Origin of the sequence: Mesorhizobium sp. M7D.F.Ca.US.004.03.1.1 (assembly GCF_003998635.1) — a bacterium.
GTDB lineage: Bacteria > Pseudomonadota > Alphaproteobacteria > Rhizobiales > Rhizobiaceae > Mesorhizobium > Mesorhizobium loti.
In genome coordinates this window covers 1-963 of sequence record NZ_RZQG01001446.1, presented here as the reverse complement: position 1 = coordinate 963, position 963 = coordinate 1, and the positions used below count along the sequence as shown (strand labels likewise).

The window sequence follows — 963 nt, the reverse complement described above, 5'->3', positions numbered from 1 at the left end:
ACGTAAGATATGGCGATTGGCGACTGAGTCGCGAGGTCGTTGCCATTGCCGAAAAGACAAGTGATGTCACAACTGGGGGTCGTCTCGCCTCAGCCAGAGCCTCAATGAGATCGCGAAGCCGCCTGAATCCGGCGCGTTCGCGTTTGCAAATCCAGGCGCCCATTGCACGCGCGACGCGCCCGGCATTCACGCGGTTCGTCAAGGTCACCCGATACGATTTGAACGTTGGCGCTCACAACAAAAAAGAAAAGATCGAGTCTTTCCGCGGGCCAACACGCTGTCAAGGCCCGGTAGCGCTGTCAGGGCTCCCGCCTGGCGGGGCTGCGTCAACCGGCGCCGATGAATCACTTGCGTCGGTGGGCACAGCTCACTGCACAAAAACATGCCAACCCGCACAGTTGGCCAAAGCGCACAGACTCTGACCGCGACTCCCGACCTTGATGAAGCACTGAATTGAAAGAGGCAACAATGACGACCGAAGTCATTTCCCACGTGAAAGCGAAGCGCGGCCGCGAGTTGCGTTGCAAAGGATGGAAACAGGAAGCGCTTCTGCGAATGCTGGAGAACAACCTAGAAAATGGTCAGGACCCCTCAAGGCTGATCGTCTATGGCGGCATCGCCAAGGCGGCCCGTAACTGGGAAAGTTATCATGCAATAGTTGACACGTTGAAGCAGCTGGAAAACGATGAAACCATGGCGGTGCAGGCCGGTATGCCAGTTGCGGTGTTCAAGACGCACAAGCTGGCACCACGAGTGGTCATGGGCCTGTCCAATGTAATCCAGTGCGACTGGCCAAAATTTTATGATTTGATCGACAAGAATCTGACCACCTTCTCCTCCTATACTGCTGGGCCCTGGGAATATATCGGCAGTCAAGGCGTCGTTGAGGGCACCTTTGAGACCATCGCCTGCATAGGCGAGGAGAAATGGGATGGCGATTTGCGCGGCCGCATCTTCTTTACC

General features: G+C 56.2%; 1 pseudogene. It reads left to right on the top strand.

Features of this window, described 5'->3' with window-relative positions:
* Positions 1-468: 468 nt before the first annotated feature.
* Positions 469-963 (top strand): annotated as a pseudogene (locus tag EN935_RS37820) (urocanate hydratase); the annotation flags it as partial.